Raw genomic sequence first — 14,621 nt, forward strand, 5'->3', positions numbered from 1 at the left:
GACCTTTTACTCTTCTGTTTTTAGGAATTTTTCTTCTTTGAGATCTTTGAGCCTCACTTTAGCAAAATCCGCATAAGGGGTACCAACGTCTTTATATTTTTTTATATAGTTTTCGTACAGATTTATTTTAGTATCAAGGTCTGCATAATACTCTTCTTTTGTTCTAATAAGAAAGAATTCAGTTGCTAAATTTGATGGATTTTCTTTCAGTGCTTTCTGAAACGCTTCGATAGCCAATTTATATTTTTTTTGACTATTATAAACTCTGGCTAACATAGCATACTCATTATCCAGAGGCTGGTCTTGTAACGAGAGTGATTTCTCCATGTATTCTGCAGCTTTATCAAAATCACTTAACTTTTCATAATAAGAACCTATAACAAAAAGTGTATTGGCATCATTAGGGTTAAATCTTAAAACCTGCTTTCTATGATAAATAGCGTTTTCATACTCATAATTTTCAGCATAACTAATACTCAATTTTTCATGAATGAATTCTGACTCCTCCCCTAAGTCTATTAGTTTTTTAAACCAGACTACAGAATGCGTATAATATTCTTGATAATAGTAAGCTTGCGCTTTGAGACTTATTAATTCTATATTTTCAGAATAACTATCTAAACCAATATCTATTATTTGATGAGCCAACTCAAATTTGCGCTTAAAAATATAGTGTTTAGCTATTTTAAATATGGCTTTTTGATGTGTTGGATCTAAATTAAATGTTGTTTTAAATTTTTCTAGAGCAACGGGATTTTTCTCCTTTTCTAAAACTATGCCTAATTCATAATGATAATTTGGGTTGAGACTATCCTTTAAAATCAATGCATTAAATAAATCTTTAGCTTCATTGTATTTTTTTACTTTAGAAAGTAGTTTAGCTAACTCATACTGTATAAGCTTACTCTCTGGATTTGCTTCAGTACTTTTTTTATAAAATTTTAAAGCTTCACCATAATTACCTAAAGCCATATAAGCTTTTGCTATTTTATCATAAATCTGGTCTTTATTTTCTAAATTTTTATAAGCCTCAATAGCTTTGGTATAATTTCCACTAGAATATAAATCGTCTGCCTGATCTATATGACTATTTTGGGCATGAAAACTTAAAAAACAAAATAATACTGAAAAAACACAGGTACTAAACTTCATAGACTATACTAATTCTCGTTAGGGTTTTCATTCTTCTGCATTTCTTTCTTTAAAGAGTTTATCTGTTCATTTAACTGTATAACTACTGGATTTTTTTCGCTAGAATTTTGCAAAACCCTATCTCTTTGTGTAATTAACTCTTTCAATCGCTCTTCTAAAGAAATTGAACTTTTATCAGCCACCTGAAAAACAATAGGTAACGAATAAGGCACTGTGACCACCTTACCCTTTTGTTTTCCTGGAACAAATTGAGGCAAAGTATTTACAACTCTTATAGCTTCTTCTTCTAAAATTTTACTTGGTCCTCTAGCTTTAACATCTTTAACATAACCTATTGTATCAATTTTAAACTGTACAAAGATTCTTTTCTTACCAGGTGCCATACCTTCTGTAACATTAAGGTTGAAATTAGTATTAACATGCTTGTTTACAAAACTTGTCATACACTCTTTTCTTTCAGCACTACTTAATAGATCTTTACATTTTTTTGTTGTTGGAACTTCTTCAATGACTGAAAAAGGAACTTCTATATTTTTATCGACTTCCTCAATTTCAACGACCTCAACTTTAGACAATAAAATCTTTATTTCTTCCACTGAAAAAAACCGCACTAATGCATTGTAATTATTTTTTGTTATTTCTTCAGATTCATTGTCATCACTAATTATCAGTTTTCGGTACAAACTTCCCTTTAAAACATCTTTAGTTTTTTCGTAGGCATCTGTGTGCTCTGCTTCAGTTAGATTATCTATATCTTTTGAAATCACACGTAATGTTCTGTTATAATCTGCATTATCTCTGTATTTTTTTGCTTCATCACTTTTTAAGTAAGCTAAATATTCATCATAAGATTGATTGAACGAAATCATTTCATTAAACATTTTTTTTTGTCTTTCAGTGGTATTACCATGATTTTCAGACATCCTTTTGAAATGCTCACCCATTTGTCTTCTAAAAGCAACATATTTTAGATATTCGTCTTTAGTTGGAATGTACTTCTCTTGCGTGTAATCATATTTGCTTGAGATTTCCTTATCAAATATTGACAGTTTATCATCACTTAAAAGCTTTGATATTTGCTCATAATAATATGCTATTAATTCTTCATCCGTCAATTCTTGTTCTTCCACATCACTAGTTAACACAATCTTTTGCTGTGCACTCACTTCTATTGAAGAATAAATTAACATCCCAAATACCAATGGAATTAAAAAGGCATACTTAAAGAGATTCACCTGTTTTGATTTTGATTTCTGTAACATCGCTATTCGTTTTTTGATTAATGATTTTTTAAAAAATGTATTAGTAAACGACACATTATTGACATCGAATATTTGATTAAGCAAACTTTGGTAATAATTAGCTTTACCATGTTGTTTTACAGCTTTAGCATCTGCAATGTATTCATGCAATTCCTTTACTCTACTTTGATAGATATAAATTAATGGATTGAACCAAAATACAATTCGCATAAGTTCAAAAACCATTAAATCCAAAGTATGTAGTTGTTTTATATGCACTAACTCGTGCTCATAAATAGTTTGCCTTTCATTTTCTGGGATTTTTTCACCAAGAAAGACAGTATTAAAAAATGAAAAAGCAGCAGAGCTTTTTATTAGCCTAACGATAAGCACATTGCCATTCCATCGTTTTGGGTTTTTATGTTTTAACCAATATAATTTTGAGATTTTAAAAACAAACAACAAAGTTGCTAAGCCTACACCAATCCAAAATACGTATGACCAAATTGGTGTTTGTGGCTGTTCTAAAGCTATTCCTGTATACTCGGCGATTTTAACGTCGTTAACTGATGGAGTTTTTGTACCGATGAAGACTTCTGGTAAATGAATCACAACATCTTCACTGGTTATTTTCTTTAATTCAGGAAACTTTAGAAACGGTAAAGTAAAAGACAATAACGCTGTAATTAACAAATAAATCCTGTTGCAGTTAAAAAAAGTTTCTCGTTTTAAAAACAAATCATAAACCAATAAAAACAGAGCTTGAAATGCTATTATTTGTAAAATTGTGTAAAGCATAACTATTTGTTTTTATTGATTTCCTCTAGTAGGTTTTCAATGTCTTTAACATCAACATCATTTTTCTGAACGAAGAAAGAGACCATACTCTTAAAAGAACCTTGAAAATAATTATCAACCAACTTATTAATAGATTGATTACTGTAGGATTCCTTTGCAACTACAGGAAAATAAACATGTCCTTTACCTTTCTTCTCATAATCTACAAACCCTTTACTTTCTAAAATCCTAACAATTGTAGACACAGTATTATAAGCGGGTTTCGGCTCAGGAAGCATATTAATTATCGCTTTAACATTGGCTCTTTTTAATTCCCATAAAGCTTGCATTATCTCTTCCTCTGCCTTGGTTAACTGTTTCATGTTTCAAAAAAATTAAAATTACGAACACTGTAAATATAACTAAAAAATTAGTTTAAACTAATTTTTTAGTTGAAAATGTAACTTTAAATCTAGTATGACGTCTTATAGGTGAATTAAATTTTACGAATGGATATTTTTTTAGTTATACTCTCCTTAGCCTTTATGATATTAGGTATTGTTGGTAGTTTTTTACCAATTTTACCAGGACCTCTGACGAGTTGGGTTGGATTATTGATTTTACATTTTGCAGATGGTATAGAACTTAGTCAAACATTTTTAATTGGTACACTTCTATTCGCTATTTTTATTTACATACTAGATTACATAATTCCAGCAATTGGCACTAAACGATTTGGAGGTAGTAGAGCAGGAATGATTGGAACTACCCTCGGACTTATTGTAGGATTATTAACACCAATACCTTTTGGGATTATTGTTGGGCCTTTTTTTGGTGCTTTGATTGGAGAGATGATCCACCGAAATGATATGAATAAGGCATTAAAAGCAGCCTTTGGTTCGTTTTTAGGATTTATAGCTTCAACATTTTTAAAATTTATTGTAGCTGTAATTTACTTTGGCTTTTTTGTTGTAAAATTATCAAACTATAATGGTCATTGGTATTAACAAAAACCTATAAAATACAAAACCTAGTTATCTCCATAACTAGGTTTCGTTTTCTTGCTATTAACTCAACAATTACTTAAAAAAGGGATTAATTAATTCTTGTTGACTGTGGTAAATATATATTTCTGAATTAAGAATCTGTTGCGGTAAAACCGCAAAATTGATGTGGAAAAACCGTAATTCTTAGCAATAGCAAAGGTTTCAAGCTCATTTTTACCACTACAAAAATGTAAGATTTAACATAATATTTTATAAATACCCCTTTTCTCTAGCTTCTTGAAGTAAAGTTTCGTCCTTTCCGTCCGAAACAGAAAACAATAATTTAAGCTGTTTTTTTCTTTTTTCTAACGCGCTTGTAGACAACGGAATATACTCATTAAGACTTTTAGTTTTTATCCCTTGAGATAATAAATGGAGTATTTTTCTATTGATGTCATCGACGTAGATTTCACTTGTAAATGTCTTCTTTACATAATTATTCACCGTACTACTATAATATGGAGGTGATTTCAGTATATGCTGAAAAGCATCTGCTAATTCCATAGACGTCAAATCGCTTTTAATCAAAAAGCCATCTGGATCTATTTCTTTAATAATGTTATGAATTCTGAAAGACTCATTAAACATCGTTAAAATAATAATCTTTGCGTTTGGCATTGTTTTTTTGGCCAATAAAGCCAAATCCTCACCAGAAGTATACCTTCCGTCTTCAGATGCAGGCAAGCTTATATCAAAAAAACATACATCATAGTGCGTATTTTTTGAAGCTCTGTTTATCATTATTGCAGCTGTGTCGCAGTTATTTGCCGTATCTATAAGTAGGGTTTGGTCGTCTTCTTTTGTTGCCATTAAAACATTTTGGTAGCCTTCTATGATTATTGGGTGGTCGTCTACCATTAAAATGTTAATATGTTTCATGTTGATTGGTTTGTGTAGGGAATCTTAACATTAACAATTGTACCATTTCCTGATTGAGAATTAAAGGTGATATTTCCGTTAATATCCTCTGCTCGAGAGGTCATATTTTTGAGACCTATACCTTTTTTATTTTTTGAGGCATCAAATCCTTCTCCGTCATCAATGATATCCAAGCAAATTACATCATTTTCTAATGATATACTAATTTTAATAGATTTAGCATTGGCATGTTTATAGATATTTTGCATGGATTCTTGTATAATCCTATAAATGTTGATTTTAGTTTTATTTGGTACAACATCCCAATTTATATCGTCGCAATAATTGAATTCTTGTTCTAAACTATAAGCTTGGGCTTGATTTTCTACAAGTTCTGTAACAATATCCATAAACCCAGAACCCGAAACAAAATCTGTATTAAGCTCATGTGATATTTTACGAATATCGTCTTCAATAGTTTTTAATTGGCTTATATAGTTAGCTCTTGTCATCATAGCTTCTTTACCGTCCTTAAAATTGATACTATCTAAACTAAGTCTAGTACCAAAAAGACGACCTAGTACACCATCATGCAGTTCTTTAGAAACTCTTATCTTTTCTTTTGCTCTTGCCTCATCTACTTTATCTTGCTGACCTAGCATAAGATTATAAATATCTTCATTGGCTTTTTGCTGAACCTGTATTAGTTTAAGCTTTCTATTTTTAGCTCTTTGAGATATAACAATATAAACGAGAATAGCCGTTAAAAGCAATCCTATGGATAAAATCAGCAGATAAAGATTCTCTTTAGATATTTGCTCGTTCTCAGCTTCAAGCTGATCGGTTTCAAATTCTATTCTCGCAAATTTATTTCTAACATTGCGTTCTTTTTTGAGAAGACTATCACTAAGTTTTATATGCTCTTCTAAATACGTATTACTTTCTTCACCTGATGTCAAATCGGCTAGAAGAAGCATAGACTCTAGATACAAATCATTAATAGGTATTTCCTTTGATATTTTATAACTTGTCTTTGCATATTTTAATGAAGAATCAATTTTATTATTTTCCTTATAAAATTTTGCAAGGTCTATGCTTGAGGCTAACTTAATATAAGGGTCCTGAATACTATCTGATATATTTAAAGCTTTCTTAAAATCTTTTTCTAAACTTTCAAAATCATAATTACCTTGAAGAAACTTTGTAAATGCATTGTTATCAACAATTAAAGAATATAAGACTATATCGTTCTTTTTTAACCTTGGCTCATTTAGTAATTCGTCATATATTTTTAGGGCTGTAGAATAATCTCCTTTTCCTCTATAAGGTAAGGCTAAATTATTCATAGACCCTAAATAGCGACTATAATCATCTTTTAATTCCTTTGATATTTTTAATGCTTCTTTATGATATTCAATTGATTTGTCAAAATTCTCTAATTGATTTGACACACTACCTAAAAGATTTAATACCAAATATTTATCAAGAGTATTTTCATTTTCATAAATTCTATTGAAGATCCTCAACGCTTCTACTGCATTTTGTTCACTCCCTAAATAATCTTTTTCATTATCTTGAATAACAGCAATACTATAAAGGATCTCAGCTTTTTCTTTTATAATTTTTAAATCATCAAAATACTGTAATGCTTTTAAAAAATGAGGATAAGCACTTATATTGTCATCTTCTATTTGATAATAATACCATCCTAAGTTTTTATTCGTAAACGCAATCGCAGATGAATCTTCTAATTTGTTCGCCAGTTCTAGATTAACTAAACTAACATTTTTAAAAGTTTCAAAATCACCATTAATCAAATACGAATAAGCAAGATCCCTACTAGTTGCAAGAGAGATAGAGTCATCTTTAATTTTTATTGCTAAATCGTTAGCTCTCTTGGCATAATCGAGTCTTCTATCAGAAGATAAAGATTTGTTAGAAAACAAATCTCTATAATAGCTTACAGAATCATATAATCCTTTAATAGATTGCCCATTCAGATTAGCGAAAAGAAAAACAAAAAAAACAAACAATAAATTCTTCAAGAAGAGTGTATTTAAAAGATCTATCAAATTTAGAATAAATTTTATTAAAAAATCAAGGCTCATATCTATAGATATGAGCCTTGATTTTTATTTTTATTTTTTTAATTCTAACCTTGTCCTGGTAGTTTAATTTCTTTCTTTCCCTCATGGGCTAACAAATCTATTTTTGTAGGTTGCTTTATTTCATTTTCATCTGAAACTACAAGCGTATCTTCAGATTGAACTCCAGAAACAGTAAGTAATAAAACAGCGATTAAGCTTAAAGTAATTTTTAGGGTTTTCATAAGTATTAATTTAGGATTTAATATATAGTTACATGTTCAGCACAACACAAAGTGTTGAATTTGAGGGAAGGGAATGGATAATTAACTATTTAGGTAAAACCTAAAACGTACTAAAATAAAAACAAGGGAATCTTCTAGACGAAAGTCTAGTAATTTTTAGAAAAATGGATTAGAAAATTCCTTAATAAGAGAATTTGAGGGGCTTAAAAAGGACTACAAACATATAACATATTTTACTGCAAGCAAAGAAAATATCGATTAAATAACTATATTTGTCGTCAAAACGCAAAAACACTGTTAATATCTTGTTTATAAAATTCATGTATTCAAGCAAAAATTCTTATTTTTATATATAGTTAATTTTATGATTAAAAGAAGATATTTAGAGTTAATTGTACCACTATCTACATTCATTGTACTAACTACAGTAGTATACATTTTGTACCTCTCATCTGTTAAGGAACATTACTCTGTAATTGAGCAACAATTAACAGATACAGGAAGACTATTATCTAAAGAATTCAAAAACATTATAAAGTCTGATATTGACAGACTTAAAAACCTTAGAGATAGACTTGAAAAATCAAATGGAGATTATTTTTCTAGATGGGAAAATGACGCTTATTTAATCATAGACCAAAATTCATCATTTAAGTTTATTGAGTGGATTGACAGCTCAATGATTATTAAAAAAATCGTCCCTAAAAAAGGTAATGAAGCCGCTTTAAATCTAGATATTTCAAAATTAGACTACCGACGCGACGATTGGATTACTAATACCAAGCTAAATAAAATAAATATGACCTCTTGGCTAAAGCTCACACAAAGTGGTCGCTCATTTTTAGTGGATGTTCCTGTTTACTACAATCATAATTTTCAGGGAACCATTACAGCAGGAATGAACTTTGAAGACAGTTTTAATCACCTTGTAGATTATCTTGAAGATCAATATTCAGTTGAATTATATGATAACAAAGGAAGCTTATTTTTCAAAACTAATACTGACATAAAATTAAAAAGCTCCAGGAATATTGAATATAAAAACAAATTGACTTTAACCGATGTCGGTAACCGTGAGTGGATTATAAAAGTTTTTCCATCAAATAAATTGATTTTAGCTAAAAGTAGAAGGGTTAATAACATTGCACTGATTATCGGCATTATTCTTTCATTATTCACTTCTTTATTAACCTACTTTTACCTAAGAGCTAAAAAAAGCACAAGGTTAGCTAGACTTACCAACTTAGCTTTAAAAAAAGCGAACGAAACTTTAAATTCTGAAAGAGTACGAGCCGAAAAAGCATCTCAAGCCAAAACCGATTTCTTATCCAATATGAGTCATGAGATTAGAACTCCACTTCATGCCATAGTAGGATTTATTGAACTTTAAAAAAACTAGCAAGCTCAACAAGACTAACTTAGAATACCTTCATTTAATGGAGATGTCATCCAATAACCTACTCACTATTGTTAACGACATTCTTGATTTTGAAAAGATTGAATCTGGAAAAATTGAATTATCTAAAGACATCTTTAATCCTTCATTAAAAATAAAAGAGCTAATTAATGTTAACCAACATATTTTTTCACAAAAAGGTCTTTTTCTTAATTCTAATTTTAAAAACACAAAAAACTTAAATGTTGTAGGTGACGAGAGTAAATTTCTCCAAGTCACAAATAACATTTTAAAAAACGCATTGAAATTTACAGATTCGGGTGGAGTAACCGTAACCTACTCTGAGTCGTTAGAAGAAAACAATAGTCTCAAAGTTACTATAAGCATTAAAGATACCGGTATTGGTATCCCAAAAGACAAACTAGATTCAATCTTTGAACGTTTTACTCAAATCGAAAACAGTATAAAAAAACAATATGAAGGTAGCGGATTAGGGCTTGCCATAAGTAAAATTTTTATCAATTTAATGGATGGTGATATTTCTGTGGATAGCAAACTTAACTCTGGTTCAGAATTTCAATTCCATGTAGTTTTTCCTCTTGCACAAAATCAAACATCCATAAAACCTAGTGATAATGATAATATAATAGACTACTCAAAACTAAATACCCTCATTGTTGATGACAATAAAGTAAACATTATTGTTCTAAAGAAATTCTTGAGTGATTTAGGCATCTTAGCAGATGTTGCCCATAATGGCAAAGTAGCTTTAGATATGTCAAGGAAAAATGACTATCACCTTATTTTTATGGATATTCACATGCCTGAAATGGATGGCTGGGAAGCTACAAGAGAAATAAGAAAAAATAATAAAGATGTTATAATTTTTGGTATCTCAGCCAATGTAACAACAGACGCCATTAATCAATCTGTTAGTACAGGAATGGACAATTACCTTACCAAACCATTTAAGAAAAGCCACTTACAACAGCTTTTATACTATCACTTTAAAAGATAAAACAATACCCTAAAGCTATCCTACAAATCAAGAATAGTAAAACTCCAAGATCCTTTTATAAATTGTCCATTATCACCTTTTATTATACCAACTTGAAAACCTTTTTTTGTTCTAAACAAATAACCTATTGAAGTAAAATAATGATCTTGATCTCCATCATCAACCAGTTCTTGAGTCAATTGAATAATATAATCATCATGAAGAACTAAACCACATGGAAGTTCAACCTTATACATATTTTCCGAATAAACACCCATAGTACTAATCGATATACCAGGCGTGGCGTTATAAATAGTCCCATCAGACTTTACATTTCCTACAGCTATAACATTTGGCATTGTAATTTTTTTTAATTAATAACATTTTAAAAGTACAACAACAAACAATAGAATAATATACGTAAAGTTACGTATCTTTTAGATTTTCAAAACTTTACAAACATCACAAAACAAAAAGCATCCCTATTTTCTATAAAGAAAAAAGGAAAGCCTTTCATTGGTAAATCCCTAAATACTTAGGTTTCTACTACGTCTCATCCTCTTTTAAGGATGAGCACAACACAACATCTTTTAATCGCAAAAAAAAGCCTCAATTTCTTGAAGCTTTAGCAATTTTTGCGGTCTGGACGGGACTCGAACTTATCAAAAAAGACATTTAAGCTCAATACAATAAAGTAGTAATGATTAAAATTGTATTGCTGACCAATACATAAAATAAGCCATTGATTTTTAGATATTAAGTTTGGTTTGATTATGAGCATCAAGATACTCCTCCCAGCTTATGGGATCCCCATGAATCCCCACATTATAATTTTTCTCAACCCATTTAATAAATTCTACCGCTATATTACTATCAATACCTTTAGACTTCATATTTCTCCCTTCACTACAAATATCCCAAAACTCATTTGGAATCAAAGGAGAAGAATTTCCGAAATAATAAAAATGTTCAGAGTATAGAACATACCTTCCACTTAAATCATTTTCTTTGTGTTCATCACCATCTACTACAGAGTGTGCCGAGGGTTCTTGAATCCATTTTTTGGCTTCAGGGTTTTTGTGATAAAAATTATCACCAAACATTTGCACCAGACTTCCATTCATTTTAGGTTTTTTGTATTGAAAACGTTCGTCCTCCCAATATTCTTGAAAAGTCAATTTACCTTGAACCTTCATAGCAAAAATAAGATGATGTAAATTTCTTAGTTTTTTACTTCCAGTTCCTATAACCCAATCCCCAAGAGCTAAATCATTATTCTTTCTTATTGATGGCTTACAAACAGCCAATGTACAATATTGTCCAAAGGGATTTGGTGCAAGTCCATAATCGTGGTCTAATTTATATGAGTAGTAGTTCATAAATCTATTTGTTACATCTAACTTTAGCCATCTTATAAATAGGCTTTCTTGGTTGACCTTGTGGATTCTCGACAGGAAAGTCTTTTCCATCCATGATTGCTCCAAGCTTATTTAAAGAGTTCCAACCGAGTAAGGCCCCTCCATATTTTTTAAATGCTTGGGGCAATTGAACATCTTTATTCCCATGCGTATATATACCAACAATCTTTTTCCCTTGCTGATGAGCCATTCTAATTTCATCATTTACCCATTTCCTAGAAAAAGTTCTTTTACCTATCATGCAAATAAAAGTTCCTGCCCAAGAAACTTGTCTTCTCAAAAACCTTTGAATCACCCTATCAGAAGGTCTTTTTTTCTCTGTATGTTTAGTACTATCAACAGAATAATTTCTAATACTATAGCCTTTATCAATTAAACGCCTTTTAAGGTCTTGAACCTTATCATCGTCTTTGCCATGATGACTTATGAAAACATTATACTTTTTATTCATTTAAAGACACTTTAACCTTATCATTTAATCCCCATTGCGGAGGATACCAATAATCTATTTCGGATGCCTTGGGAGAGAAAATTTGCTTTATCCTTGTTCTACCTGAAATTCCAGAAATATCTGGATGAGCAACCCTAGCGTATTTATCAACTTCACAAAATAAGTTTTGACAATCAATTAATTGCAAACTCCTTCCCCACAGGGTTTTAAAATTAATATTAAATTTTTGAAATTCAAACTCCTGTCTATCAGTAATATATTTTATTATATCCGTCTCACTAAATCCCCCTGTATCTACAAAACATTTCTTAATACCATCTTTTGCACCAGGTCCTGGGTAAACATAATCCATCTCACTAAAATCTGTAAGTTCACTATAATTAATGTCAATTGCATATTGATAAGCTAGAAAGTTTCCTATTGTTGGGTATTGTTTTAATAATAAAAATAATTCTTCTAAGCTCTTACAATCAGCAACCCTTTCATCTAGGTTGTCTTTTAACATGAACTCAATTAATCTAAGATGATTTTGATGTTTTTTATTATACCCAAAGGTGCTCTTACCAGAAGTCATTATATATGCCCCAGAGTATATTGAAACATTTTGACTTTTGAGATAATTCAATAAATCATCATATACTTTAAAGTCAAAATCATCAAATGATATTTGCCCAAGTCTACTCTCAAGATATTGCCAAGTTTCAATTTTATTGAAAGTTTTGAAAAGCAATATCCGAAATAACAAATTAGAAGGGGTATGTGAACCATTGTATATAACATTTTTAATCAAGTATTGACTAACTCTGTCAGAGGCCCTATATACGTTAGTAAATTTATACTTAGCTATTATATCATCATTTGTCCATTCATCTTCATTATTAATACGATTAAAAAAAACTTCTTGCCTTTTACCAGCAAATTCCCAATAAGTTTTATAAACTTCTGATTCTTTTGGTTTCGTTTTTTTCACGGATAACTCAATCATAAATTTTTTAGTTTTTACCTAAATATATCAACCTTCTATTTTTTTTACTTACCAAAACTCTTCCTCCATTATTTTCAATGAGTTCATTGAACACTTTATAGGAGTTAAGAATTGCTGTTTCCCATTGTTTTGCAGTACATTCTTTAACCTCAAGGGTTTTTACAAGTCTTTGTACTAATCCCAATAAAGTTGTATCTATATTTTTACTGTACTTCAATAATTGATGATTTTTAGATTCGCTATATATAAGTAAAGATACAATCTCTTCTATTATTTGAGCTCTAGCCCCATCTTCATTTTCATCAATCTCTGGATTACTTTTTCTCTTTCTTTTAAGTAGTTTTCTTACTACTGGTGACCAACCTAGATTTGCCAAATACCCATAATGAAAAATATCATGGAAACGATACCCATCGTCTTCGTAGTTATTGTCAGATAAAGGGTCACCTATTAGTTCTTTTGTCTTATAATCAACAATTTTGACTAAATTTTTACCTTCACTTTCAAAGGGAATAAAAGCAACTTGAAATTCTTCAGGTAAAGATTCCTCTTCAGGATAATCTTTATCAAAATCCTTATAGATAGCACAACTATCTTCTACAAATCTATCTTCAATCTTTTTGATGTTCTCTTGTGCAATATCCTCTAGACTTATCCCATTCTGAGAAGCAATGGCTGAAATATACCAAAGTACATCACCTAATTCTTCTTTTAACTTATTTTTGAAATTACTATATGATTTACCATCCCGTAGTCTCTTTTTAAGTTCACTAACAACCGAACCAGCTTCTCCTATAATACCTAAGTAGGGTATAACTATATTAGAGGTTTCGTCAGCATTATATTTTTGAATTGTTTTTTTTGCTTCTTTTTGGTATTCTGAAAAGTCCATAATTAATAGTATTGACATAAATTTACATTTAATTGTAACAAGCACATAATTAATTATTTAAATTATTAAAGAAATTTTTATTTTAATTCATATAAGTGCTATTTTTCTAAAATAAAAGGTTCTTTCATAATAGGTAGCAATTGAATCTAGATGGTATATAGATATTGTTTAAGCTATAAATAAACGTGAAAATTACTTTATCTTGGTAAAAAATAACTCAGTGAATTAAATTGGTAATGAATATTTAGATATATTGATTGTGGATTAAAAAATTAAATTCTATTTTATAAATGTATAGCAGGTTTATAATAACTACAGAAACTTTCAAAAGTATACATTTTAATAAGTACGACCAGGTCAAAGGAAATCAAATCACCACTAAATTTAAAAATCAGACAAAAGAAAGAATGAATATTAAATTTAAACATGGTAATATTATTGATGGTAGTGCTACACAAGAGGATTGGTTCCCTCAAATAAATTGTGATATATTTTTATCACACTCTCATCTTGATATCGATAGAGCAAAAAAATTAGCTGGTTGGTTCAAAAACAAATTTAACCTAGATGTTTTTATTGACCATAACGTCTGGGGCTACATTAATGAACTACTAAAGTTAATTGACGATGACTTCTGTTATGACAAAAACAAAAAAACATATTCGTATGAAAAAAGAAATGTAACTACTAGTCATGTTCATATGATGTTGATAAACGCATTGTCTGAAATAATGGACAAAACTGAATGTTTGCTATTTTTTGAAACTCCCAACTCCATTAACCTTAAGAAATTAACACATACAGGAACAACAAGTTCTCCTTGGATTTACAACGAGATTTTCTTATCTAAAATCCTAAGAAAAAAGCAAAGAAGAAAAAATAGCAATATTGAAAAAGCAGCAAGAGAAATAAAGTTATCTAACAATCTAAATGAAAGTTTTAAAATTGATTATGATACAGATATTTCTCATCTAGTTAAACTTACATTTGATGATATAAAATCTTGGCTAGATTTTTTTACTGACAGAACAGACATTCATCCATTAGATATACTGTATAGCATAAAACAAATCAAATAA

General features: G+C 29.8%; 15 protein-coding genes. 4 read left to right on the top strand and 11 right to left on the bottom strand.

The genetic code is table 11. The features are described 5' to 3' along the window. Positions 1–6: 6 nt before the first annotated feature. Genes QGM60_RS04780 through QGM60_RS04790 form a run of 3 tightly spaced genes read right to left on the bottom strand, consistent with a single transcriptional unit; the run spans position 7 to position 3,553 of the window. Positions 7–1,152, bottom strand: a complete 1,146-nt coding sequence (locus QGM60_RS04780; RefSeq protein ID WP_281139081.1) for a tetratricopeptide repeat protein — start codon at positions 1,150–1,152, stop codon at positions 7–9. Between the two features lie 8 nt (positions 1,153–1,160). Then, a complete protein-coding gene (locus tag QGM60_RS04785) occupies positions 1,161–3,191 on the bottom strand; it encodes a M56 family metallopeptidase (protein WP_281139082.1) in 2,031 nt (676 codons plus the stop codon). Between the two features lie 2 nt (positions 3,192–3,193). Continuing rightward, a complete protein-coding gene (locus QGM60_RS04790) occupies positions 3,194–3,553 on the bottom strand; it encodes a BlaI/MecI/CopY family transcriptional regulator (RefSeq protein ID WP_281139083.1) in 360 nt (119 codons plus the stop codon). Between the two features lie 126 nt (positions 3,554–3,679). Here QGM60_RS04790 and QGM60_RS04795 point away from each other — a divergent pair, with 126 nt between their 5' ends. Next, positions 3,680–4,177 (top strand): DUF456 domain-containing protein, encoded by a 498-nt coding sequence (locus QGM60_RS04795; RefSeq protein WP_281139084.1) that lies wholly within the window; start codon positions 3,680–3,682, stop codon positions 4,175–4,177. Between the two features lie 249 nt (positions 4,178–4,426). Here the strand turns inward: QGM60_RS04795 and QGM60_RS04800 are convergent, their stop codons facing one another. From QGM60_RS04800 to QGM60_RS04810, 3 genes are all read right to left on the bottom strand, one after another. Then, positions 4,427–5,095, bottom strand: a complete 669-nt coding sequence (locus QGM60_RS04800; protein WP_281139085.1) for a response regulator — start codon at positions 5,093–5,095, stop codon at positions 4,427–4,429. Continuing rightward, positions 5,092–7,119, bottom strand: a complete 2,028-nt coding sequence (locus tag QGM60_RS04805) for a tetratricopeptide repeat-containing sensor histidine kinase (RefSeq protein WP_281139086.1) — start codon at positions 7,117–7,119, stop codon at positions 5,092–5,094. Before QGM60_RS04805 ends, QGM60_RS04800 begins: the two co-directional genes overlap by 4 nt. A gap of 107 nt (positions 7,120–7,226) precedes the next feature. Next, the gene (locus tag QGM60_RS04810; protein ID WP_281139087.1) at positions 7,227–7,403 is read right to left on the bottom strand and encodes a hypothetical protein; all 177 of its coding nucleotides are present in this window, start codon (positions 7,401–7,403) and stop codon (positions 7,227–7,229) included. A gap of 364 nt (positions 7,404–7,767) precedes the next feature. Between QGM60_RS04810 and QGM60_RS04815 the strand changes: the two genes are divergently transcribed. Further along, entirely contained in the window at positions 7,768–8,793 is a 1,026-nt protein-coding gene (locus tag QGM60_RS04815; protein ID WP_281139088.1) for a histidine kinase dimerization/phospho-acceptor domain-containing protein, read from the top strand. Between the two features lie 46 nt (positions 8,794–8,839). Beyond that, complete coding sequence (locus QGM60_RS04820) at positions 8,840–9,817, top strand: ATP-binding protein (RefSeq protein WP_281139089.1); 978 nt, start codon at positions 8,840–8,842, stop codon at positions 9,815–9,817. Between the two features lie 20 nt (positions 9,818–9,837). On the opposite strand, the gene QGM60_RS04825 is transcribed toward QGM60_RS04820, so the two are convergent. From QGM60_RS04825 to QGM60_RS04845, 5 genes are all read right to left on the bottom strand, one after another. Then, positions 9,838–10,155 (bottom strand): hypothetical protein, encoded by a 318-nt coding sequence (locus tag QGM60_RS04825; RefSeq protein WP_281139090.1) that lies wholly within the window; start codon positions 10,153–10,155, stop codon positions 9,838–9,840. A gap of 390 nt (positions 10,156–10,545) precedes the next feature. After that, positions 10,546–11,175, bottom strand: a complete 630-nt coding sequence (locus tag QGM60_RS04830; RefSeq protein ID WP_281139091.1) for a hypothetical protein — start codon at positions 11,173–11,175, stop codon at positions 10,546–10,548. A 4-nt stretch (positions 11,176–11,179) separates the two neighbouring features. After that, the gene (locus QGM60_RS04835) at positions 11,180–11,665 is read right to left on the bottom strand and encodes a TIR domain-containing protein (RefSeq protein WP_281139092.1); all 486 of its coding nucleotides are present in this window, start codon (positions 11,663–11,665) and stop codon (positions 11,180–11,182) included. Continuing rightward, a complete protein-coding gene (locus QGM60_RS04840; protein ID WP_281139093.1) occupies positions 11,658–12,650 on the bottom strand; it encodes a nucleotide kinase domain-containing protein in 993 nt (330 codons plus the stop codon). Before QGM60_RS04840 ends, QGM60_RS04835 begins: the two co-directional genes overlap by 8 nt. A gap of 7 nt (positions 12,651–12,657) precedes the next feature. Next, positions 12,658–13,560: a nucleoside triphosphate pyrophosphohydrolase family protein gene (locus tag QGM60_RS04845; RefSeq protein WP_281139094.1), complete on the bottom strand. Its 903-nt coding sequence runs from the start codon at positions 13,558–13,560 to the stop codon at positions 12,658–12,660. 389 nt (positions 13,561–13,949) lie between these two features. On the opposite strand from QGM60_RS04845, the gene QGM60_RS04850 reads away from it, so the two are divergent. Next, entirely contained in the window at positions 13,950–14,621 is a 672-nt protein-coding gene (locus tag QGM60_RS04850; RefSeq protein ID WP_281139095.1) for a hypothetical protein, read from the top strand.

It is taken from the genome of Winogradskyella sp. SYSU M77433 (assembly GCF_029911945.1).
Taxonomy (GTDB): Bacteria; Bacteroidota; Bacteroidia; order Flavobacteriales; family Flavobacteriaceae; genus Winogradskyella.